Raw genomic sequence first — 836 nt, forward strand, 5'->3', positions numbered from 1 at the left:
GAAAAAAGAGGGGTACGACCCCGCTAAGAAGGGCTCTTACGGCAACGTGTGGTGGCAGAAAGTTCGCCGCATTTGGTTGCAGCATTTTCAATCTGCCGTCTTGCACGATTATCTACCCCGCATCGTAGATCGATGCTCTTTTCACAGCGTAATGCAACACGGACGCTGCATCGTTAAGACCAACGGATCCTCTCAAAATCAAGATTGGCTCCCACTCGAGTTTGGCGCCGCCGTCGCACGTTTCGGCCACAGCATGATCAGAGATTCGTACCGGCCATGGAATGGTATCGAGGGACTGGCGCGGCTGTCCGAATTTATGGAATCCAGCTACGCGAATTCTGGCGACAAACTGAATTCATCAGCTCACCGCCTTCTAAGGAATTGGGTCACGAATTGGTTTCTGTTGCTGGATTTTTCTGGCACCGCATACGATGCGCTAGCGATTGAACCCATCAAAGCGGGTAAGATCAATCTTAACCTGTCCCCCGCATTAGCANGAATTGGGTCACGAATTGGTTTCTGTTGCTGGATTTTTCTGGCACCGCATACGATGCGCTAGCGATTGAACCCATCAAAGCGGGTAAGATCAATCTTAACCTGTCCCCCGCATTAGCAAGCCTGCCCAACTGCCTGTTCGAAGATTTGTGCCTCAACCCGGCTCCGGGTGACGTGTTCGGGCTCGCTGAAGAGACTATGAAAACTGGCCATGAGCTAGGCCTCGCAACTGCGCAACATGCCGTCTCTTTGACCAACGCCGCATTAGTCTCTAAGCAGCAGCCGGCGCTACCCTACCTTTTGCCCGAACAAATTCCGACCGACGACCCATCAATCCGGCA

Annotated in this window: 2 protein-coding genes; both read left to right on the forward strand. The window is 52.7% G+C overall.

Annotated elements, in window-relative coordinates; genetic code table 11:
• Positions 1–46: 46 nt before the first annotated feature.
• Positions 47–559, forward strand: coding sequence for a peroxidase family protein (locus ABUE31_RS22720; RefSeq protein ID WP_437344186.1), 513 nt, complete (start codon positions 47–49; stop codon positions 557–559).
• A partial coding sequence (locus ABUE31_RS22725) for a hypothetical protein (protein WP_367726043.1) occupies positions 523–836 on the forward strand: 314 nt, incomplete at its 3' end. The genes ABUE31_RS22720 and ABUE31_RS22725, both read left to right, overlap by 37 nt.

Source organism: Mesorhizobium marinum (assembly GCF_040813675.1).
GTDB classification, from domain to species: domain Bacteria; phylum Pseudomonadota; class Alphaproteobacteria; order Rhizobiales; family Rhizobiaceae; genus Mesorhizobium_K; species Mesorhizobium_K marinum.